Below are 20,742 nucleotides of genomic sequence, written 5' to 3' on the forward strand. Positions count from 1 at the left end.
CTAGGGGATTCCGCCGTCGGCGTTGTCCGCTCGCGCGTGTGGCGGGGGCTCGGGTGCGACCGGGAGGCAGATGCGGTCACGGCCGAGCTCCTTGGCCCGGTAGAGAGCGAGGTCGGCCGCGGCGAGCAGCTCGATCAGATCGTCGCCGTGCAGGCTCATCACGGCGACCCCCGCGGACACGGTCACCGAGATCATCGTGTCCTCGACGGGGATCGCCACGCGGCCGACCCGGGATCTCAGCCGCTCGGCGACCCTGCGGGCCTCGGCCACGTCGGCACGCGGCAGCAGCACCACGAACTCCTCACCGCCGAACCGGCCCACCACGTCGTAGTCGCGGAGCTGGCTGCGCAGCGCGTCGGCGACGCCGGCCAGCACCTGGTCGCCGACCAGATGGCCGTAGGTGTCGTTGACCCGCTTGAAGTGATCGATGTCGACGATCAGGAGGGCGAGCGTCTCACCGGTGCGCCGGGCCCGGACGATCTCGGTGTCGGCCTCACACTGCCACGCCGTGGCGTTGAGCAGCCCGGTCTTGGCGTCGGTGCGGGCGGCGGCGGTGAGCTGGGCGTGCAGCAGGCTGCGCTGCAGCAGCACGACCGGGGGCAGGGTGAGCAGCAGCAGAAGCGGGCTCAGGGCGCAGGCGATGGCCACCAGCACGCCGAGACACAGCTCCACCACGTCGAGCAGGACGCGCTCGCGGTCCCACAGGGCCTCCCGCCAGCGGGTGTTGCCGGGATCGGAGACGTACAGCGCGATGGCGATCAGCGCGGTGTTGAGCACGGTGAAGATCACGCCGCACGCCACCGCCGCCGCGAGCGCGCCGCCTGAGCCGAGCGGCACGTCCGCGTCGCCCGAGGCCGCCGCATGGAAGATCATCGAGGCGGTGCCCGCGGCCAGGCCGATGGCGGCGGCGCTGAACACCCGCCGGTACAGAACGGTCTGCCGCACGCGCATCTGCAGCAGGAACTGCAGCGGCAGCGGCGCCAGCAGTGCGTAGACCGGTGGCAGCAGGAACGCGGCGGGCAGCCACCAGGCGGACAGCAGGTCACGTGAGACCCCGGCCGGCATGCCGAGCCGCCGGGTCGCTTCGATGCAGACGGCCCCGCAGGCCATCAACGCCAGGAATGTGAGCAGCTCCGGCCACCGGAACGGGGTCGAGGCCGCCAGGCAGACCGCCACGCCGAGCGCGAGGGCCACCGTGCCGCAGAGGTAGGCGACCAGGGCTGCGGGCTGGGCCAGCAAGGGCCATCGGTCGGCGAGCGACAGCATGCCGTCTCGCGGCTCTGCCGAGAGTTCACCGGACGCCGTCATCGCATCCCCCAACGCTCACATCTATCCGGACCGCTTCGCCGCCCCGACTCCTAGCCTCACGATGTGTAACACAATAGTCGCACGGTGTGCGGCCCGCGACGGGAACCGCTACCTTTGGCTGTCCGGCCGACGCGGAGTGTCGGCCTCGTCACACCCGCTCGCCGTCGAGCGGGCCCGGGGAAAGGAGCAGCCATGGTGCGGGGCATCATCTGGACCTGATCATCCCCCGAGCACACCCACCTCGCGCGCCCCAGCACTCACCCTCCGCGCCCACGCACGCGCGCACCACTGTGGGACCTCTGGGGCGCGGCACAGCACCAGCCCACTCCCCCCAGCGCAACGTCACACCCCGGCCCCACCGCCGGCTGCCCCCTTCAGGCGACCCGGCCGCCGGCGCACGCGAGCGGCTCGTGCCAGTGGAGCGGCGCAAGGACACCCTGTATGCGATGCGGTCACACGCCCGCTTCCGCGTCACCGGCACTTCGGGGGACGGCGCGCAGAGCGATCTCCACGGTGGCGTGCAGGCTCGCCCGGTCGACGCCGGCCGCGGCGTGGACGGCGTTGCCCTCGCTGACGACCATGACATAGCGGGCCAGGGCCGCCGGATCGGTCCCGGCCGGCAGGTCCCCCTCATCCACCGCTCGGGACAGGCGTTCCGCCAGGGCCTGCTCGCCGGCGAGCCGGCTCGCGGCGAGGAACCGGGCGATGCTGCCGCCGTCACTGCCGGTGGACAGGCCTCCCTGGATGGAAAGGCACCCTGATGGGCGGTCGGCCCTGGTGAGCGCGTCGGCGTTCGCTCGCAGGAACTTCTCGATCACCTGGTAAGCCGTCGGCTCCGCGAGCGCTTCCCGCGCGTAGGCCATGTCGGCCTCGGCGTAGCGCGCGACGGCCAGGCGGAACAACTCCTCCTTGTTGCCGTAGGCGGCGTACATGCTCGGCCGGCTGATGCCCATGGCGTCGGTGAGGTCGCTGAGCGAGGCGCCTTCGTAGCCCTGCCGCCAGAACACCTCTATCGCCCGGTCGAGCGCCACGTCCGCGTCGAAGGCTCTCGGACGGCCGCGCTCCCGAATCTTCTCTGCCATTCCCGTCTCCGGCGTAGTGTCGCACCTCACCTTAACCGATCGGTACAGAAGTGTCCGCACACGTGATAACGTTCCGACTTGTGTACCGATCGATACAGAAATCGGGACGGGGCAGGACTCAGCGCCTCCGCCACGTAGTCGGCCGATACACGTCCAGATCAGGCGTTCCGCCACCCGAGCGATCGGATGTGCGCAACGCACCGGCGAAACCCCGGCTCATCCGGCCTGCCGCTCCGGCGCATGGCGCGAGCCGGCCGCCCTCATGAAGCGAACGAAGGAGAAACGACCATGGGACAGCTCACCGGCAAGACCGCCCTCGTCACCGGCGCCACCTCGGGCATCGGCCTCGCGGCGGCCCGCCGCCTCGCCGCCGAAGGCGCGTACGTCTTCCTGACCGGCCGGCGGCAGGCGGCGCTCGACGCCGCCGTCGCCGAGATCGGGGAGAACGCCATCGGCGTGCAGGCCGACGTGGCCACGCTGACCGACCTCGGCCGGGTCGCCGCGGCGATCCGGGACCGCGGCGCCGGGCTGGACATCGTGTTCGCCAACGCCGGCGGCGGTGAGTTCGCCACGCTCGGCGAGATCACCTGGCAGCACTACGCCGACACCTTCAACACCAACGTCGGCGGCACTCTGTTCACCGTTCAGGCGGTGCTTCCTCTCCTCAACCGCGGGGCCTCTATCGTGATCACCAGCTCCAACATCGACGTGAAGGCGGCCGCGGCGTTCAGTGTCTACGCCGCCAGCAAGGCGGCCCTGCGCTCCTTCACCCGTAGTTGGGCGGCCGAGCTCGTGGGCCGCGAGATCCGGGTCAACAGCATCGCGCCCGGGCCGATCGAGACCCCCGGCCTCAGCGGCCTCGCCCCCGACGCCGAGGGCGCGGAGCGGTTGCTCAAGGACCTCGCCTCCGGTGTGCCGATGAACCGGCTGGGCCGCCCGGAGGAGATCGCCGACGCGGTCGTCTTCCTCGCCTCCGGTGCCAGCACTTTCATGACCGGCGCCGAGATCTATGTGGACGGCGGCGTCAGCCAGGTCTGAGGGCCTCGGCGATCCGCGTCCCGCAGCCCGAAGCCGATCTCAGGACGAATCATGCGCGCCCGGTGCCTCAACTCACCGCCCGCTTCACCAGCGCGGCGATCCGGGTCTCCCGGCGGCGGGCGGCCGGGGCCGAGGTCGGATAGGAGGTGTCAGACAGCGGGGCAGCCCTCAGGAGGCACTCACCTCCCTCATCACCGTCAGGCGGCGACGGGGTCGGTGGCGAAGGGGGCGACCCATTGCGGGGCGCCGGTCTCGGCCGGGCTCAGCGGGGCCCGCTCGGCCGCCGTGGCCACCTCGGCCTCAGGGAAGGGCTCGGCCATGGCGGACGGCTCCGCGGGGTCCCAGTCGGGCGGCGGCGCTTGGGCGGCCGGGAGGGTGGGGTCCCACTCGGATGCCACCGCGGGCTCTGCGAAGGGGATCGCGAAGGGAGCATCGGCGACCGGAGCCGGCGCCCGATCGCCGGGAGCGGCTGTGGGTGGCCCACCGGGAAGCGCCGTCAGGTGGCCATCGGCGGCGGCGGGAAAGCGCGTGTGGGGTGCGGCGACGAGATGCTCGTGGGCGGCCTGATCGAGGGCGGGAGAAGAGGGGCCGCGTTGCGGCCGCTGGAAGGTGCTCACGCCCCGCCGCAGGTCATGCCCGACAGAGGTGGCCTCGACCTCCGCCGAGGTGCGGCGCTGGCCATCGCGCTCGTAGGACCGGATGCGGAGCTTGCCGTACACGACGATGGGCTGCCCCAGCCGGACCGACCGGGCGACGTTCTCGGCGAGGGTGCGGTAACACCGCACCGCGTAGAAGGTGGTCTCACCGTCGTGCCAGGTCTGGGACGCCCTGTCGAACACACGACGCGTCGAGGCGAGCCGGAGCGAGGTGGCCCGGGACCCGTCACTGCAGTCGTACTGCCGCGGCTCGGCGCTGACATTGCCGACCAGCGTGATGTAGGTGTCGTTCATCGTGCCTCCCATGGCGGACCGGCGGACCCGCTCCACCGGCACGGGAGTCAGTCTGACCCGGCCCATCACGCCCCGCGGTTACCGAACCACATTCTGTGGACAGAGCACGACGCCGATCGCACACCTGTGGACGAAGGGACGCCCCACCAGCCCACCGGCAGGTCATCCCCCAGGACCGGGCCGATCCGGTGGAGTACCCGCGGCGCCGGCCGCGTGCCGCACCGTTTCCGGGCGGCTTCGGTGGACCGAGGGAAGGATGACCATGATCAGGCCCGTGGCAACGCCGGGGCGCGACCATCCGATCACGATCGAACGCAACCTCGCCCGCGTGGTGGTCATGGCCGGGGGCCGGGCAGGTGCCCCCTACCTCCTAGCGACCCACCGTCGACGCGGCCATCAGCAGGTTCTGCTGCCTACTCGGCCGCCACATGAACCGATCACCGATTCTCCTACGGAAGGGACCGGGCCGAGGAGCTGCACGAGTGTGCTCTGCCTCGCGCCTTCACCTGCGCGGATCCCGATGGCCGCCCCGCACCCCGCGACTCATGGCCGGGCGATCCGGCCGGCCTGGTGGGGCACGGGCTGGGCCGGGCCGAGGTCAGCGGCGGGCGACGGCGAGAGCGGCGAAGAACTCGTTGTAACGGCCGAGCTCCTGCTCCACCGGCTGGATGACCATCTCCTTGGACACCACGGAGATCCGCCGCCGCATCTCGCGTTCGAGCTGCTCGCGCTCGGCCCCCGCACCCAGGACCACGAAGTTGCGGCTGGCGATCGCCGAAAGCAGGCCGAGCCCGAGCACACTGACCATCATCAGCCCCAGCCATGGCAGCGTCGAGACGTCGCCCAGCAGATCGGCCGGCGCCTGGCCGACCTTGAACACGCCGTACGCCAGGATGGCGCCGGCCCAGCCGACCCCCGCGACGAACAGCACGACGAGGAGGTACTGCCAGATCTTCAGCAGCCACCACCAGCGCGGCACACGGTCGAGGCTGGGCGCGATCTCGGCGAGCTCCTTGGACAGCACTTCGGGAAGTTTGCCGAGCTGGGCGCGGGCGGCGTCCCTGACACCGTTGCGCCATGCCTCCGGCATGCCGGAGCCGAGAACGTCGGCGAGCGCCTGGACGGCGTTCTCGACCTCCGCCGGCTGGGCGCTCACCGAGGCCGCGGTCACCGTCTTGATCTCGTCGCGGATGTTGCCCAGGCGCAGGCTGTTCAGCGGGTCGGGACGCAGCCGCGCCGCCCACCGGGCAAGCGGCCAGCCGACCCAGTCGATGGAGCGCACGCCGTAGACGTTCTCCATGGCCTCACCCACGGCCGGTACGCCCACCGCGTCGCACAGCGCGTCGGTGAGCCCTTCCTGCCGGGCGAGGTCGACGGTGGGCTGCACGGCCATGGCCTCGGGCGCCGGCATCACCTTGGCGAACTTCACCATGATCCGGTTGACGTCGGCCTCCAGGCGCTGGACAGCGGCGCGCCGCTGGACGACCGACTCGGCCAGCACGCTCTTGAGGCTGTTCACCCCCCGCCCGGTGGTGGCCGAGGTGGGCACGATGCGCGGATGCTGCACGCCCTGGCGTTTGAGCAGGTCGGACAGGTCGACCACGCACTCGGCGAGCTCTTCGGGCGCCAGCTTGTCGGCCTGGTTGAGCGCGAACACGGTGACCGCCTCGTGCCCCGCCAGCTCCGAGACGTACTTGGTGTGCGTGGCGGCGTCGGCGTACTTCTGCGGGTCGAGAACCCACACGATCAGGTCGGCCACCTGGATCAGGCGGTCGGCCTCGTGGTCGGTGAGCGCCCTGATCGAGTCGTGGTCGGGCAGGTCGAGCAGGATCAGGCCGTGGAGCTGGCTCTCGCCCCGGTCGAGGGCGCTGGCGCGGGCGAACCGGTGGCGCCACTGCACCTGGAGCCAGTCGAGCAGCGGACCCGCTCCGTCCAGGCCCCACACGCAGGCGTGGGTGCGGGCGGTCGTCGGGCGGCGTACCCCGGTCGGGGACAGCTCCAGCCCGGAGATGCGGTTGAACAGCGAGGACTTGCCGCTGCCCGTACCGCCCGCCAGCGCGACGACGGTGTGCTCACCGGAGAGCTTGAGCCGGTCGCCCGCGCGCAGCAGCAGCCGGCCGGCCTCGCTGATGAGCGCGGGATCGACCCTGCCCGGCCCGAGCTCCACGATCTTGGACAGCGCGGAGAGCCGGTGCCCCAGGTCGTTACGCGGCTCGGTCGTCGCGGCACGGACGCTGACACTCATCGGGCGACCTCAAGGTTGTACGTTGCCTGGTAGAGCCGCTTGGCCGCGGCCTCGTCGGGGATGCCCACCTCGTCGAGCACCTGCACGTATCTGAACGTCTCTTCGTCGAACAGCACACTGACGCGGGCCCGCAGGTCGCTGCGCGCCTTGGTGCCGATGCTGCGCAGCGCCTCGGCGCCGAGCACTCCGCGAAGCAGCCGCTCCGGGAGCGTGCCCGTGCCGGAGACGGCCGCGACGTCGGAGTTGCCGTAGCCGAGCAGGCCCATCACGAAGACCATCGACAGGGCCTCCTCGTCGAAGCCGACGAGCTTGGCGACCGACCGTTTGGTCACCCCGCCGGAGCGGATCAACCCGATCACGTGCTCCTGCCAGGCACCCACGGTGCGGCCGACCCGGCGGGCGAACTCCTCCGACGGCCGGCCGAGCCCCGGCGTGTCGGCCAGGCGCTCGCCCGCGCCGTCCCGCTGGCGCCAGCGCAGCACGACCTCCTCGGCCGCCCGCTGGCCCGCGGAGACGATCACGGCCTCCAGGGCGGAGCGGAGCGCCGCCCGCAAGGCGTGCAGACGCGCGGGCGCCTGCTGGGCGGACTTCGCGGCCTGCCTGCCGGGACGGCGCAGGTGCAGGGTCTTCATCAGGTCGCCCGACCCGGCGAAGTCCTGCCAGCGGGCGAGGACCTCGCCGCGCAGCAGCGAGCCGTCGCCGAACGCGTCGTCGATCTCGGCCAGCGCGCCCATGTAGGCGGCGTCCACGTCGGTGCGCAGCTCGGCGCGGAGCGCGACCTGCGCCTCCATGTGCCGCGCGAGTGCCGGGACGCGGCTGCGGAAGCTGTTCAGCACACCGTCCAGCGTGGCCTTGACCGCCTGCTCGCGGCGCTGGTCGTCCACCGAGAGCTCGGTGAGCCACATGCGCAGCTCCGAGATCTCCTGCTCGGGCAGGCGCCCCGCGGTGATCGTGGTCTCGTTGACCACGAACCGTTCCACTTCGCCGAGGCCGTACTCCTGCAGCATCCGGGCGAAGTGCTTGTCGATCACGTCCCGGGACTTGGGCGGCACCCGGGAGAGCACGATCGCGATGCGCGCGCCGCGCTCCTTGGCCAGCCGTAACAGGTTCCACGCGGGCGCGTCGGCGTAGCGGGTGGCGGTGGTGACGAAGACCCACAGGTCGGCGGCGTCCAGCATGCGCTGGGCCATCGCGTGATGGGACTCCTCCACCGAGTCGATGTCGGGGGTGTCGAGCAGCGCCACCCCGGGGGGCAGTCGCTCGCTGGAGGACAGAACGAGGCTCTCCAGGCCGCTTCCGGGCGTCGGACGGTCGACGCGCACCAGCCCGCCGAGCACCTCGCCCTTCGCGAACCACTCCCCGTCGTCGGGGTGACAGACCAGGACGGGGGTGCCCGTCGTGGGGCGCCGGACGCCCGTCGTGCTCACCTTGGCGGCGGCGAGGGTGTTGACCAGGGTGGACTTGCCCGCCCCGGTGGAGCCGACGACGGCGACCAATGCCGGCGCGGTGCTCATGTGCACCCGCGGGATGACGTAGTCCTGGATCTGGGCGAGGATCTCGGTCTGCGCCTTGCGGGCCTCGTCGACGCCGGGCACCTCCAGGCCCAGCCGTACGCCGCCGACGCTGTCGCGCAGCCCGGCGAGCGCCGCGCTGAGCGCCCGTGACACCGGCTTGGGCAGCGGCACTTCGCGTACCCGCCTGAGCTGATCGGCGCCGGACTCCGGATCGGCCCGGGTGACGGGGTCGGGCCAGGCGGGGTCATGGCGTGACGCGGTACCGGCCGGCGCCTCCGGCTCCGTTCGCGCCTCCGCGTCCACGGACGCCACCGCGTCCGGCTCCGCTTCAGCGCCCACCCGCGCTTCGGCGTCCTCGCCGACGTCGGCGTCTTCCCGAGCTTCGGTGTCCTCCTGGGCTATGGCGTCTTCCTGGACTTCCGCGGCGGCCGGGGACGCCAACTCGGCGGGCGAGACGGAATCAGCCGCGAGGTCGTCGTCCGGCCCGTGCTCTGCCTCTGTGGCAGGCTCCGCGGTGATGTGCGGTGCTTCCTCGTGCACAGCGGTGTCCGCCGCCGGCGAGGTGGCCGGTGCGTCATCGGCGTCCGGGACGGTCTGCCCGGTGTCCCAGGCATCCCAGGTGTCGTGGACGTCCTGGAGGATCCCGAAGTCCAGTGGGCCGGCGGCGTTCCCGGCGCCCTGGAGGGACTGCGAGCCGGTGGCGTCACCGGTGTCCGGAGCGTTCTGGGTGCCTGTGGCGTTCCGGGTGTCCTGCCGGTCGTGCCGGGCCGGCTCGAACAGGCTGCCGCCCGTCTCTTCCACCGCGGTGTCCTGCGCCGGACGGAACAGGCTGCCGGGGCTTCCACTGGAAGAGCCCTCCTGCGCGGGCTGGAACAGGCTGCGCGGAGTCGTACCCGAGGGAAGGCCCTGCGCGGGTTGGAACAGGCTGCCGGGAGCCGCACCGGAGGAGACGGCATGGGCGGGGCGGAACAGATCGCCCACCGTCTCGCCGGACGCCTCTTCCGGGGCGGCCCCTCCCCCTGCGTTCTCGGCATCCCGGCCTTGCTCGGCGGGTCGCGTGGTTTCGGCGTCCGCGTCGGACGGCTCCCCGGCCTCGACGCGTGGCAGGTCTTCCGCGGGGGCGGAGGCGCCCTCGCCGCCCGATCCACCGGCGCTTGCGGCATCGGCGGCCTCGCCACCCGGCGCGGTGTCCCCGGCATCTTCCGGAACGTCAACGGGCGCGGTGGAACCCGGGCCCTCGTCCCCGGGCTGGAGCGCTTGGAACGTTATCGTCTGCTCCTGCGGGGCCTCCGGGACCTCCGGGGCCTCGTGGGTCTCGCCGCCCATCACCGCTTCACCCGACCGCTCGGTCTGTCCGTCGGCGCGTGCGGTCTTGTTCGCAGCCGATTTCACGGAACCCGCTCCGCTCGAACCATTTCGATCTCCTGGCCGACCCTGACGACGTCGCCGACGACCACGATCGCCGGAGGCCGCGTCCCAGCGGCGGTCACTCGCTCCGCCACCGTGGAAAGACTGGCATAAAGAGCGCGCTGGGTCGGAAGAGTACCGTCCTGTACCACCATCACGGGGGTTTCCGGCGAACGTCCCTCGCGTAGCAGTGTGTCAGCGATCATGGCTATTCGTTCGACAGCCATCAGAAGTACCAGGGTTCCCGTGGATCTCGCCAGTCCCGCCCAGTCAACAGTTGATTTCGGATCGTCGGGCGCGACATGGACGGAGATGACGTGGAACTCCTGGCTGACCCCGCGGTGGGTCACCGGCACGCCGGCGGCGGCGGGCACGGCCACCGCGCTGGTGACGCCGGGCACCACGATGACCGGGATGCCGGCCCGGGCGCAGGCCAGGGCCTCCTCGCCGCCGCGGCCGAAGACGTAGGGATCTCCGCCCTTGAGCCGGACGACGAAGCGTCCCTGCCGCGCGTGCTCGATCATCAGCTCATTGATCTTCTCCTGGGCGAGATAGCGCCCGTACGGGATCTTCGCGGCGTCGATCAGCTCGACGTCCGGGGCGAGCTCGTCCAGCAGAGGGCGGGGGGCGAGGCGGTCGGCGATGACCACGTCGGCCTGGGCGAGAAGCTGACGGCCACGGACGGTGATCAGCCCGGGGTCGCCGGGGCCGCCGCCGACCAGGGCGACGCCGACCGGCTTGCTGCGGTTGCGCCGGGCGCCGACCGTGCCGTCGCGAAGCGCCTCGACCACGGCGTCCCTGATGCCGGCGGCGCGGCGCGGGTCGCCGCCCGCGGTGATGGCCACGCTGATCTCGTCCACCCGCCCGCTGGCCGGTGTCCAGGCGGCGGAGGCGTCGCGGTCGTCGGCGCGCACACACCAGATGTGCTTGGCCTCGGCCTCGGCGGCCACCGCGGCGTTGACGGAGCGGTCGGAGGTGCACGCCTGCACCAGCCACGCGCCGTCGCAGTCGCCGACCTGGTAGCGCCGGCGGACCCAGGTGATCCGGCCGTCGGCGATGAGATCGTCGAGCGCCGGTGTCAGGCTCGGCGAGACGAGAGTGACCGACGCGCCGGCCTGGAGCAGGGTGGGCACCCTGCGCTGGGCCACGCGCCCGCCGCCGACGACGAGAACGCGCCTGCCGTTGAGGCGCAGACCGAGCAGGTAGGGCGACGACATGGGACGGTGTTCCCTTTCCCAGGAAGAGGCAAGACCCGTAATCCGTGGAGTAAACCTACAGGCCCGGCACGGTGGGGGGCACGGTTCGCCGGCCGGACAGCAGTGGCGCGCGCGGATCCCAGGGCTCGCCGCCGGACGCGACCGCGCGCCTGCGCGCGATGCCGGACAGGGCCTCCAGCACGACGCGGTTGCCGAGATAGGCGGTGATGTCGGCGTGGTCGTACGGCGGGGCCACTTCGACCACGTCCATCCCGACCACGGGGAGCTCGTAACAGATGCGCCGGACGGCGTCGAGGAGCTGGCGGGCGGACAGGCCGCCGGGCTCGGGCGTCCCGGTGCCGGGCGCGTGGCCGGGGTCGCACACGTCGATGTCCACCGACAGGAACACCCCGTCGCACTCGTCGGTGGCGATGGCGAACGCCTCGGTCAGGCATTCGGTCAGCCCGCGTTCCACGATCTCGGTCATCTCGTAGGAGCGCATGCGCTGCCCGGCCATCCAGTCCAGCGTCTCGGGGCCGGGCCAGTAACCGCGCAGGCCGATCTGCAGGAACCGGTCGCCGCGCAGCGCCCCGGACTCGATGAGCCTGCGCATCGGCTGGCCGTGCCCGTACAGGTGGCCGAACTCGATGTTCCCGGTGTCGGCGTGCGCGTCGAAGTGGATCATCGACACCCGGCCGAACCCGTGGTGGCGGGCGACGCCGCGCGCGTCCGGCAGGGCGACGGTGTGGTCCCCGCCGAGGACGAGCGGGGTCGCGCCGGAGGCCGCGATCGTGTACACGGCCTGCTCGATGGCGGCGATCGACGTTTCGATGTCGCCCGAGTAGCACTCGACGTCACCGGCGTCCAGGACCGTGAGGTCGCGCAGCGGGTCGACGCGCAGCGCGAGGCTGGGCCGGGAGCCGTCGTGCGGCAGGTAGCACGCCTGCCGCAGGGCCGCCGGGCCGAACCTGGCGCCGGGACGGTTGCTGGTGCCGCCGTCGAACGGGGCTCCGACGATCACGATGTCCGCTCCCGCGAAGCTCTCCGGGTCACCGAGGTCACAGCGCGGCACGCCGAGGAACGTGATGTCGGGACCGAACATCGGGCCGTAGCGCATCATGGTCCAATCACGCCGAAATCGCAGAATGTCACCATTTAACCGCATCGTCGGCAGAGTCCTGGCGACATCGACGCGGCCGCACACCGCCGGGCAGGGCGCCGGCGATGCGCGGCCATCGCGAGTCCCGCGCGTCGAGGGTGTCCGGGCGGCATGGGAGCCCGGACGTCACCCCGCGGCGGTCTGGGTGTTCTTGTCGGTGACGCCGGCGGAGTCGAAGGTGGCGACCTCGTGCATGACGCGGACGGCCGCACCGACCAGGGGGTAGGCCAGCAGCGCGCCGGTGCCCTCGCCGAGCCGCAGCTCCAGGTCGACCAGGGCGCGCAGGCCGAGGTGGTCGAGCGCGAGGGCGTGCCCGGGCTCGGCCGAGCGGTGGCCCGCGACGCAGTACTCCACCGCGGCCGGGGAGAGCGCGCAGGCCGCGAGGGCTGCGGAGCCGGCGATGACGCCGTCCAGGATCACCGGGACGCGGGCCGCGGCGGCGCCGAGGATGAACCCGGCCAGGGCCGCGTGCTCCAGCCCGCCCACGGCGGCGAGCCTGCGCAGCGCCTCGGCTGCGTCGGCCGGGTCGGCCCCTCGTTCGGTGCCGTCCGGGTCGGCTCCTCCCCCGGTGGTGCCCGTGATGCCGTTGACCTGGAGACCGCGGCGGATGATGGCGATCTTGCGGTCCAGGGTGGCGTCGTCCACGCCGGTGCCCCTGCCGGTGGCCACCGCGGGGTCCTGGCCGGTGAAAGCGCAGATGAGCGCGGCCGATGCCGTGGTGTTGGCGATGCCCATGTCGCCGGTGATCAGGCACGCGGCGCCCGCGGCGATCAGCTCACCGGCGACGGCGATGCCCACTTCCAGCGCCGCGACGGCCTGGGCGGAGGTCATGGCCGGGCCGAGCGACAGGTCGGCGGTGCCGCGGGCGACCTTACGCACGACCAGCCCGGGCGCCGCGGGAAGGTCGGCGGCGACCCCGATGTCGACCACGGTGACCGACGCGCCGACCTGGGCGGCGAAGGCGTTCGCCACCGCGCCGCCGGCCAGGAAGTTCGCCACCATCTGGGTGGTGACCTCCTGCGGCCAGGGGCTCACGCCCTGGGCGTGGACGCCGTGGTCGGCGGCGAAGATCGCGAGGGCGGCGGGCGAGGGCGGCGGCGGGGGGCAGGCCCCGGCCGCGCCGGCCAGCCGTACGGCGACCTCCTCCAGCACGCCGAGCGCCCCACGCGGCTTGGTCAGATTGTCCTGGTGGGCCCGCGCCAGTCGCATGGCCTCCTGGTCGGCGGGGCCGATCGCGGCCAGCGTCCGCTCCAGCACCGGACCCGGCACCGTCACCTCCATGGTCACACCAGCCCTTCCACCATCGTCGCCTCCTGGCCGGCCATGGCGGGCATCGGCGGCACGCGGAGCCGTCCGCCGCCCCGTGCCACGCCCTCGCGCAGGGTCTCCTCGTGCGCGGCGCCCACCCGCAGGACGTCATCCTCACGCGGGGCGTCCGCACCGGCCTCCTGGATCACCTCGGCCGCGGGCCGGACATCGAGTTCGGCCAGCTCGTCGAGGTCCTCCAGCTCTTCCAGCTCGTCGAGCTCCTCCAGGGACGGCGGCTCCCGGTCCGTCGTCTCGCGGCCCGGAGGGTCCAGGAGCAGCGGAGCGGCGGGGGCGGAGCCGCCCTCGCGGGCCACGCCCAGCGCCTCCTCGTACCGGTCGATGATCAGGTCGGCGAGCCCTTCGCAGTCGCCGATCACCTCGGCGCAGCGCACGTCGAGATCGAGGTGCCCGGCGGCGTAGGCCAGGGCCTCGGCCCAGATGCGCTCGAGCACACTGCCGGCGAACAGCAGGTAGGGAAGCACGACGACCCGCCGGGCGCCGAGGCGGCGGCAGCGCTCGATGCCCTGCGCCACGCTCGGCGGGGCGTCGGACACGTAGGCGGTCTCGACGGTCAGCAGCTCGGGCGCGTGCGTCTCCCAGAACAGGCGGGACACCCGGTGCACCTCGGCGTTGGCCGCCGTGTCGGCGGAGCCGTGCCCGACCAGCACCACGGCGGTCTCGGCGGGCGAGATGGGCTCGAAGACGCCGTCGCCGTGCTCGTCGCCCACCCACACCGGGGCATGGCGCGACGAGGCCTCGCCCGTGGGGACCGACGCCAGGCGCGGCATCTCGGCGAGCGCGTCGGCCAGGCGCTCGGCCATCAGGGCCAGCAGCCGCGGCGAGGCGTCGAGCGGCCGGGCGAGGTCGCAGCTCAGCGTCGGGTGGACGACCTGGGCCCGGGCGATCTCGGCGGGAATGTCACCATTGTCACCGAGCGCCAGCGGAACGGCCACCAGACGGTGGTGCCTTCGGGCGATGAGCGAGGTCACCGAGTCGCCGAGCGACGGCCTGCCGCGGGCGACGAAACCGCCGGACACGTCGGCCGCCACCTGGTCGAGCCGGCACCGCAGCCGATGGACGAAGCGGCCGAACTCTGCCGCGCCGGTGTCATCGTGGGCCCCGTGCCCTATGAGCAGAAGCGGCGGCTTCATATGGATCTCCGATCCTTTGACCTGCGGTTATCTGGTCGGGTCGCGAGGATATCTGAATCTGTCAACACTTGGACATGCCTTTGCTCACCTTTTGGGAGAACCCAGACCATCCGTTCATGGCCCTCCGGGTCGCGGGCGTTACGTACCCAGGGAAACGGCCCAGGCACGTACCGCAGCCAGCCGTACGGGCCGGCCGGAACGAGCGGGACTCGGCGGGCCGGAGCGGGGGCATCCGGATGTGTGACGGCCGGTCAGCCGGCGCGGCCGGACGAGGGGACGAGGCTCCGGCGGCGGCGAAGCCGGGCGGGGCGCATCACAGCACCTCCCTCTTGAGCAGGCTGAACAGCACCGCGTCGGAGATGCCCCCCGAGATGGGCAGGGCCTGGCGCAGCACCCCCTCCTCGGTGAAGCTGGCCCTGCGCGCCACGGCCTGGCTGGCGAGGTTGCCGACGGCGGCCAGCAGCGTGATGCGGTGGAAGCCGCGCATCATCAGGAACGTGCTGACCGCGCGGGCGGCCTCGTGCGCGAACCCGCGCCGCCGCGCCCAGGGCGAGATCCAGTAGCCGATCTCGACGTCGCCGCGCTCCCAGTCGGCCCGCTGCACGCCGGCCGACCCCGCCAGGCGCCCGCCGGCCTTCGGCTCGATGGCGAAGTGCACGCCGTTGATCGAGTCGGCGTGGGCGTACCTCGTGCACCACTCGTAAGCCCGCTGCAGGTCGTACCCCTCGGCCCAGGGCATCCAGCGGTGGATCTCAGGGTCGCCGTCGACCGCCGCGAAGACGTCGCCGGCGTCGGTGCCGGTGAACGGGCGCAGGATCAGCCGATCGCTCTCAAGACGGACCCCGGTGCCGAAGCCGCGGCCGCTCACCGTGGGCGGCCCCATCGACAGATCGCGGTCCAGCAGTCCGAACACGACCAGGTCGTGCGGGCCGTCCTCCTCGAATCCCCCGCCGCGCAGCAGCCCCTCGCGGGTGAACCCCGCCTTCTCCGCGACCCGCAGCGAGGCGGTGTTGTCGAGGTTCGCGCGCAGCTCGACGCGCCGCAGGCCCCCCTTGGTGAGTGCCCACTCGGTCAGCCCGGTGACGGCCTCGGGCGCGTAGCCGCGGCCGCGGTGGGCGGGGTGCACGCCGTAGCCCACCTCGGCCGTGCCCGCGCCCCAGACGGTCTTGAACAGGCTGATCGCCCCGACGATCGTCCCCTCGGCGACCATGGCCAGGTGGATGCCCTGGCCGGACCGCCACAGCTCGTGCACGCCGTACGAGAGCCACTGGGAGACGCCGGAGAGGTGACCGGGCACGCCGGGCGGCAGGAACCGGGCGCCCGACTCGATGACCGTGCGCACCCGGTCGGCGTCCTCCGGGCCGAAGGGGCGCAGGAGCAGGCGTCGCGTGGTGATCGTCAGTTGCTGGTCGAAGCCGGTCAATCTCTAATCCCCCTTGTGCGGACACATCAGCTCACCGCACATCGGGGGATGTCCGCAACTCGGCAGGTCCACCGCGAGGCCCGGCCCTCCTGCGGCTCCTCCCGGCTCTCCGGAGCCCCGCGCGAGTCCCCCGCGAAGGGCACCGGCCGAGGCCCGCGCGGGGCCTCGGCCGGGCCGTCAGGACGAGCGGCGCAGGACCTCACCCCACCGCACCCTGGCGCCCGTACGGAGCACGGCCCGCTGGTAGACGCGCCCGCCGGCGTACAGCACCGCCGCGGCGGCCACCACCATCAAACCCATCGCCAGCGCGGTCTCCCACAGCGGCACCTGCACGACGGCGGCCCGCACCGGCATGACCAGGGAGGAGAACGGCGGGACGAGCGACAGCACATGCGTCAGCCCGCCGTCCGGTGACCCGACGGCGAAGAAGCCCACCAGGTAGGACGCCGTCATGAGCATCGTGGCCGGGGTGAGCACGCCGCTGAGCTCCTCCTGCCGGGACACCAGCGAGGCGATGGCGGCGTACATCGCGGCGTAGAAGGCGTAGGCGAGCAGGAACCACACGACCACTCCGGCGACCACCCCGTAGGTGCCGTCGGGCAGGTGCGGCACCGCGCCGGAGACCTGCGCGGCGGTCAGGCCCACCGCGGCGATGACGACGAGCTGGAACAGGCCGAGCACTCCGAGGCCGAGCACCTTGCCCGCCAGCAACTGCCAGGGGCGGAGGGCGGTGAGCAGGATCTCCACGATCCTGCTGCCCTTCTCCTCGACCACGCCCATCGCCACCCACGTGCAGATCTGGATCAGCAACATGAACAGGATGACGACCAGGGCCATCGCGATGACCGACCGGACGTCGGCGTCCTCGCCGGTGCCGTTGAGCGTGACCCGCGCCATCGGCGCCACCTGCTGGGCCTGGGCCACCTTGGCCGGGTCGAGGCCGGCCGTGGTGAGGTTGTGCTCGGTGGTGACCATCCGGTGGGCGGTGTCCAGGGCGACGGCGAACCTGCCGCCGAGCACGGTCGTGGAGATGACCTTCGCGTCGTCCACGATCGCGGCCTCGACGTCGCCGGCCGCGACGGCCGCCCGCGCCGCCGCCTCGTCCGGGTAGCGGGTCACGGTGATGGACAGGTCGTCGTCCTGGGCGGTCTGGGCGGTGAGCGCGGCCTGCAGGCGATCGGCCCGCGCGCCGGCCAGCCCGACGGTGTGGTCGTCGGGGCCGCCGAGCAGCTTGGGGAGCATGGCCAGCACCGCGACGAGCACGGCGGTGACCAGCAGGCCGTAGCGGTAGCCCTTGGTGCGCCCGCGCACGCCGATCTCGCGCCGGGCGACGAGCAGGATGGTGTTCACGCGACCACCTCTCGGAAGATCTCGGCGAGCGAGGGCTCCTGCCAGCCGAAATGCTGCACCCGGCCCGCCGACGCGGCGACGCGCAGCGCCTCCTGGTCGTCGGACGGGACCAGGATCACCTCGTCGTACCGCTCGTCGCCGGCGCCCTGCGGGACGGCGGCGTGCGGGCGGTCGGTCTTGGCCACGACCTCGCCGGGGAGCCGGTCGATCCAGCCGGGCTCGGCGCCGGTCACGACGACGCGCAGGCGCTTGCGCGACTCGCGGGCCCGCAGCTCGGCCACGGTGCCCTGGGCGACCATGCGGCCGGCCTTGATGATGCCCACCGAGTCGCACAGCCGCTCGACCAGGTCGAGCTGGTGGCTGGAGAAGACGACCGGCGCCCCTGCGGCCGCCCGCTCGGCGAGCACACCGGCCAGCGCGTCGACGGCGATGGGGTCCAGGCCGGAGAAGGGCTCGTCCAGCACCAGCACCTCGGGGTCGTGGATGAGGGCGACGGCGAGCTGCACGCGCTGCTGGTTGCCCAGCGAGAGACCGTCCACCTCGTCCGCACGCCGGGCCGCGAGGCCCAGCCGCTCGATGAGGGCCTCGGCCGACCGCCGCGCGTCCGGGGCCCGCATGCCGCCGAGCCTGCCGAAGTACTCGATCTGCTCGGCCACCCGCATCTTGGCGTAGAGCCCGCGCTCCTCGGGCATGTAGCCGAACCGGCGCCGGGTCGCGAAGCCGGCCGGGCCGCCGTTCCAGCGCACCTGCCCGGCGTCGGCGGCCAGCACGCCCATGACGATGCGCATGGTCGTCGTCTTTCCCGCGCCGTTGGCTCCGACGAAGCCGAACGTCTCGCCGGGCCGTACGGTGAGACTCACTCCGTCGAGCGCGACGGTGTCGCCGTAGCGCTTCCTGAGCCCTTCCACCTCAAGCATGGGGGGTCCCTTTCGTGATCTTCTCCAGGACGGAGACGTACTCGCCGAACGCCGCGCGGCCCGCCGGGGTGAGCGAGAGCCACGTACCGGGTTTCTTGCTGATGAACGCCTTCTCGACCTTGACGTAGCCGGCCTCCTCCAGGGTCTGCATGTGCTTGGACAGCAGTGAGTCGCTGACCTCGATGGTGTCGCGGAGATACCGGAACTCGACCTTCTCGGCGGTCGAGAGCGCCGCCATGATCGACAGCCGGACCGGGGCGTGGATGACCTGGTCGAGATCGTGGCGGGGGTGGGCTCCCCTCTCGGTCACCGGGCGCCGCCCCAGGGGCGGATACGCCAGGCGGCGTACAGCACGGGCAGCGCGGAGACCACCGCGAGGGCCAGGCCGGCGGCCACCCACCAGCCCGAGGGGTCGTCGGGCAGCACGTACAGACCGAACAGCGCGACACCGGCCATGACGGCGACCCAGGCCAAGGACACCCTGCCCTGCAGGCCGGAGTGCTCGTACACCCGCTGCCGGTAGGCGTAGACCACCGACAGCGCGGTCATCGCCAGCCACGCGACCATGGCGACGCGCGGGACGGGCGACGGGGCGAAGAACATCGCCGGCCAGTACAGCAGTGACGCGATGCCCCAGAGGAGGTAGATCCAGCCGATCTGCGCGGCGGACCGCCCGACGCTCCTGCGTATGCGGACGATCTCGGCATAGGCGGCATCGGGGCTCAGGCCCGTATCGGACCGCGGACCGGCGTCGGCGTCCGAACCGCCGGTCGCCGGGTGATCGCCGCCAGGACCGGTGTTCATATCGCCCCGCCTCCCTGCACGCGGACCGGGCCCGGCGCCACGCCCGCTCTCCTCACCGACGTTCATGGGCTCAACCCTCCCTCATCCGCTCAACAAGGTAGCAAGTACTCAACCGTCATTCAAGTACATGCCCGGCCTTCAACCGGCAACCCTGCTGCACGGTCATGGGTGCTTCGCGGGAGTGAACCGTCCCGTGGCGATCAGGAACACGACGAGCGCGAGCGGCACGATCCAGCCGCTCCAGCCGAGGATGGTCGCCTGCGTGGTGTCGACGTGCTCGCCGGCCTTCGCGAACAGGAGATAGGTCCCGCCCGCCCCATTGAACGCGGCATGCGCGAGGGCCGCCGGCCACACCGACCCCGATCGGAGCCGCAGCCAGCCGAAGACCGCGCCGACCAGGATGCACATACCGACCATCGCGGTCAGGCCGAGCCAGCCCGGCGCATCCGGGTAGTTGTACCCGAGGAGAATGAGCGGAGCGTGCCACAGGCCCCAGATCACGCCCGAGATCAGCAGGGCCGGGACGGTACCCAGCGGCATCAGTTTCGGCAGCAGCCACCCTCGCCACCCGAGTTCCTCCCCCAGCGCCGGGATGAGGTTGATGAACGCCGCCAAGGGAAGCGCGGCGAGCTGGATGGCGATGAGCGCGCCGATCGGTATCGGGATGTCGGCCACTCCCGCGGCGCCCGCCTGCTCGTCGAGGACCTGCTGGAACGCGGAGAAGTTCGCGAAGTCGGCCGGGTAGACCCCCAGCAGCGCGCCGATCGGGAGCGCCACCAGGACGAGCGCGATGGACACGATGATCCCCAGCGCCCCGTAGCCGAGCAGGCTCCGGACCGGCCGCAACGGCCACAGTCCGAGCGTCCATGTCTTGTGCTGCGGCCGCTCGACGAAGAACACGACGACGAGGGCGGCGATCGCGGGGGTCGTCATCGTGGCGACGGCCACGAGGGCGAACCAGGGACTGGCGAGTCCGTCACCGAACCAGAGCGGGAGCGCGAGGAGCCAGGCGAGCGCGAACGCCAGGATGGTGAACACACCGATGGACCGCAGATCGCGGCCGCTCATGCGGGGTCCGCCTCGGGGCATGGCCGTCTTCGATCCGCCCGGAGATTCGATGCTCACGACGTCCGCCTTTCGAGGATGTGCAGACCGGCGATGGTGCGGTCGTCGCGGAACGCGATCCGTACCGTGTAGTCGCCCGCCTCCAGCGCAAGCGGCGTGTTCGTGATCGTCAGGTCGCCGGCCCGGGTGACCTCAGGCTCTCCATGTCCCTCGAAAGCCCCTGACAGGCCGACGATCTGCGCCCACGCGGCCGCGAGCGCGTCCTCCGACAGGCCATCGCGCATGGTCGGATCGAACTGCCCGGTGACACGCGCCCATTGCCCGGACGCGAGGTCCTCGATCACCGAGGCGGCCAGTTCGGCGACGCCGGGCAGGGGTGTGGTGTTCATGGGCTCTCCTGTTCTCGGATCGATCGGCTTGCCGTAGCGCTGGAACGCCGCTTGCCGGCTCACGCCGAGCGCATCCCCGATGACCTGCCACGTGGCGCCGTTCTGGCGCGCCTGCTGCACGACGGCGCGCACGACGTCATCGGCGGCCGCCTGCATGCTCACGGCGCGCCCTATCGAGTCGGCCCAGTCGTCACCGCTCGTCAGGACACGTGCGGCGAGAAACGCCTCCAGGCGCGCCTTCAAGGCCCGCACCGCCTCTGTCAATGTCTCTTGCACGTGTAAATGATAACTTTACAAACGCGTCGTCCGTCAAGAGAGGTTGCTCGGATCATCCGGCCAGGACCGAACACCGGCGAGCGTTTTCGCAGTTCAGAGCCTTGATCTTGCGATGCCCCGGTCGTACGCGAAATGCCCCGGGACGGTCGATGTGACCGTC

The 20,742-nt window shown here is 72.2% G+C and carries 17 protein-coding genes; 1 reads left to right on the forward strand and 16 read right to left on the reverse strand.

The annotated features are described in order from the left end of the window. Together IEY93_RS27485 and IEY93_RS27490 are read right to left on the reverse strand one after the other, a co-directional pair. Nucleotides 1-1,308 (reverse strand): GGDEF domain-containing protein, encoded by a 1,308-nt coding sequence (locus IEY93_RS27485; protein WP_189166032.1) that lies wholly within the window; start codon nucleotides 1,306-1,308, stop codon nucleotides 1-3. Nucleotides 1,309-1,760: 452 nt separating this feature from the next. After that, nucleotides 1,761-2,390, reverse strand: a complete 630-nt coding sequence (locus IEY93_RS27490) for a TetR/AcrR family transcriptional regulator (protein WP_189166033.1) — start codon at nucleotides 2,388-2,390, stop codon at nucleotides 1,761-1,763. Between the two features lie 288 nt (nucleotides 2,391-2,678). Here IEY93_RS27490 and IEY93_RS27495 point away from each other — a divergent pair, with 288 nt between their 5' ends. Then, nucleotides 2,679-3,428, forward strand: a complete 750-nt coding sequence (locus IEY93_RS27495) for an SDR family NAD(P)-dependent oxidoreductase (RefSeq protein ID WP_189166034.1) — start codon at nucleotides 2,679-2,681, stop codon at nucleotides 3,426-3,428. A 197-nt stretch (nucleotides 3,429-3,625) separates the two neighbouring features. Here the strand turns inward: IEY93_RS27495 and IEY93_RS27500 are convergent, their stop codons facing one another. From IEY93_RS27500 to IEY93_RS27565, 14 genes are all read right to left on the reverse strand, one after another. Continuing rightward, a complete protein-coding gene (locus IEY93_RS27500) occupies nucleotides 3,626-4,378 on the reverse strand; it encodes a single-stranded DNA-binding protein (protein ID WP_189166035.1) in 753 nt (250 codons plus the stop codon). 598 nt (nucleotides 4,379-4,976) lie between these two features. Further along, nucleotides 4,977-6,623 (reverse strand): GTPase, encoded by a 1,647-nt coding sequence (locus IEY93_RS27505; protein WP_189166036.1) that lies wholly within the window; start codon nucleotides 6,621-6,623, stop codon nucleotides 4,977-4,979. Continuing rightward, nucleotides 6,620-9,529 (reverse strand): GTPase, encoded by a 2,910-nt coding sequence (locus IEY93_RS27510; protein ID WP_229691528.1) that lies wholly within the window; start codon nucleotides 9,527-9,529, stop codon nucleotides 6,620-6,622. Before IEY93_RS27510 ends, IEY93_RS27505 begins: the two co-directional genes overlap by 4 nt. Next, nucleotides 9,526-10,761: a uroporphyrinogen-III C-methyltransferase gene (cobA, locus tag IEY93_RS27515; protein ID WP_189166037.1), complete on the reverse strand. Its 1,236-nt coding sequence runs from the start codon at nucleotides 10,759-10,761 to the stop codon at nucleotides 9,526-9,528. Before cobA ends, IEY93_RS27510 begins: the two co-directional genes overlap by 4 nt. 55 nt (nucleotides 10,762-10,816) lie before the next feature. Further along, on the reverse strand, nucleotides 10,817-11,860 hold the full coding sequence (gene speB / locus IEY93_RS27520; protein ID WP_189166038.1) for an agmatinase: 1,044 nt from the start codon (nucleotides 11,858-11,860) through the stop codon (nucleotides 10,817-10,819). Nucleotides 11,861-12,025: 165 nt separating this feature from the next. Next, nucleotides 12,026-13,180 (reverse strand): nicotinate-nucleotide--dimethylbenzimidazole phosphoribosyltransferase, encoded by a 1,155-nt coding sequence (locus IEY93_RS27525; protein WP_189166088.1) that lies wholly within the window; start codon nucleotides 13,178-13,180, stop codon nucleotides 12,026-12,028. A gap of 2 nt (nucleotides 13,181-13,182) precedes the next feature. Next, nucleotides 13,183-14,358 carry a sirohydrochlorin chelatase gene (locus tag IEY93_RS27530; protein WP_189166039.1) on the reverse strand — a complete coding sequence of 392 codons (1,176 nt, stop codon included), beginning with the start codon at nucleotides 14,356-14,358 and terminating at the stop codon, nucleotides 13,183-13,185. A gap of 313 nt (nucleotides 14,359-14,671) precedes the next feature. Beyond that, nucleotides 14,672-15,781 (reverse strand): GNAT family N-acetyltransferase, encoded by a 1,110-nt coding sequence (locus tag IEY93_RS27535; protein WP_189166040.1) that lies wholly within the window; start codon nucleotides 15,779-15,781, stop codon nucleotides 14,672-14,674. A 177-nt stretch (nucleotides 15,782-15,958) separates the two neighbouring features. Beyond that, nucleotides 15,959-17,131 carry an ABC transporter permease gene (locus IEY93_RS27540; RefSeq protein ID WP_189166041.1) on the reverse strand — a complete coding sequence of 391 codons (1,173 nt, stop codon included), beginning with the start codon at nucleotides 17,129-17,131 and terminating at the stop codon, nucleotides 15,959-15,961. Next, nucleotides 17,128-18,048: an ABC transporter ATP-binding protein gene (locus IEY93_RS27545; RefSeq protein WP_189166042.1), complete on the reverse strand. Its 921-nt coding sequence runs from the start codon at nucleotides 18,046-18,048 to the stop codon at nucleotides 17,128-17,130. Before IEY93_RS27545 ends, IEY93_RS27540 begins: the two co-directional genes overlap by 4 nt. Then, entirely contained in the window at nucleotides 18,041-18,358 is a 318-nt protein-coding gene (locus IEY93_RS27550) for a winged helix-turn-helix domain-containing protein (protein WP_229691529.1), read from the reverse strand. Before IEY93_RS27550 ends, IEY93_RS27545 begins: the two co-directional genes overlap by 8 nt. Further along, nucleotides 18,355-18,852, reverse strand: coding sequence for a hypothetical protein (locus IEY93_RS27555; RefSeq protein WP_189166043.1), 498 nt, complete (start codon nucleotides 18,850-18,852; stop codon nucleotides 18,355-18,357). The genes IEY93_RS27550 and IEY93_RS27555 overlap by 4 nt, the downstream gene beginning before the upstream one ends. 162 nt (nucleotides 18,853-19,014) lie before the next feature. Next, nucleotides 19,015-19,920: a CPBP family intramembrane glutamic endopeptidase gene (locus IEY93_RS27560; RefSeq protein ID WP_189166044.1), complete on the reverse strand. Its 906-nt coding sequence runs from the start codon at nucleotides 19,918-19,920 to the stop codon at nucleotides 19,015-19,017. A 53-nt stretch (nucleotides 19,921-19,973) separates the two neighbouring features. Further along, nucleotides 19,974-20,537, reverse strand: coding sequence for a DUF3887 domain-containing protein (locus IEY93_RS27565; protein WP_189166090.1), 564 nt, complete (start codon nucleotides 20,535-20,537; stop codon nucleotides 19,974-19,976). Nucleotides 20,538-20,742 lie beyond the last annotated feature (205 nt).

Source organism: Sphaerisporangium melleum, assembly GCF_014646695.1.
In the GTDB taxonomy this organism is placed as follows: domain Bacteria; phylum Actinomycetota; class Actinomycetes; order Streptosporangiales; family Streptosporangiaceae; genus Sphaerisporangium; species Sphaerisporangium melleum.